Genomic DNA, 1,082 nt, shown 5'->3' with positions numbered 1-1,082 from the left:
GTCTTCCGACGTCGGCCGCCTCGGTGCGGCCACGCGCCGTGCCGTCACGCGTCCGCACCTCGGCGGCCGACGGCAGAGGCCGAGCCGGAAGAGACGTTTAAAAGCACAGGATGGGCACCCGGCTGCCGTCATAAAACGCCTCCACTCGACAGGGCCCGAGTTTGCGCAGGGTGACGCCTACATTCGCCAGTTCCTGGTCCGTCCAGTAACGGTCGGTTTCCTCCGGGGTGGTGAACTGGTAGCTGGTCTTGCCGTTGATGGTCATGGAGCCTTTGATGATCAGGCTTTCCAGGCGACGGGACAGGGGCGACTCGGCCACTTCTTCCGCGCCCTGCTCAGCTTGTGGCGCCTCTGGGGGCGTTGGTTCGGCGGGGAGGGTGTCCGGGGCGTAGCGCAGCCAACCGGCCACCACGCCCAACAGCAGGCCCGTGGCGAGCGCGACGGGTGATTTAAAACGCTTCCAGTAGATTTTGGTCAGTCGCATGAGATTCCTCGGCGTCAGGGGGACGGCGTAGCGTCCATGGGTATGCCAGGGGGTGAGCAAGCTGTAGGTTTTGTGGGGATAGTTTTTTAAAAACACCTGTTGGGTGTCGTAGGCCCGGAACAGATCGTTGCCCCGGTACCACCACACATCGGAAATCAGGTCATCGTCGGCGTAGGTGACCTTGGCCCGGTGCAGCCGGGGCATGGTGAGGTTGTAGCCGGTGAACAGTTTGAGCAGTCGCCCGAAAAAGGGCAGGCGCAGTTTGTCCAGGCGGCGGCAGTAGACGACCAGCTCGGCGATGGCTTCCCGGGCCTGGGAGTCGAGCAGGCTCAGGTCCTGGATGATGATGTACACATCCCAGCCCAGTTTGCGCGCGTGGAGAAACCAGTCGTTGACCGCGCCGCGGGTTTTGTCCTGCCAGTTTCTTGAGTTAAACCAGGTGCCGCATTCATCGAGCACGAGCACCCCGAACCGGTCTTCGTTGTAGGGGCCGTCGTAGCCTTTGCCCAGGGCGTTCAGGTCGTCCACGGTGGGCTTGTCGGGAATGCGCAGCACATCGACGTTGCGGGCGGTGCGCCCCACCAGGTGGGGCAGGTTC

1 protein-coding gene is annotated in these 1,082 nt (G+C 63.2%); it reads right to left on the bottom strand.

Annotated elements, in window-relative coordinates; genetic code table 11:
* Positions 1-97: 97 nt before the first annotated feature.
* On the bottom strand, positions 98-1,082 hold a 985-nt coding region (locus AAE484_RS17400), incomplete at its 5' end, for a zonular occludens toxin domain-containing protein (RefSeq protein WP_341939708.1).

This window comes from Marinimicrobium sp. C2-29 (genome assembly GCF_038419845.1).
GTDB lineage: Bacteria > Pseudomonadota > Gammaproteobacteria > Pseudomonadales > Cellvibrionaceae > Marinimicrobium.
Note: the sequence above shows the minus strand (reverse complement) of the source record. Positions and strands in the feature narration are given on the sequence as shown.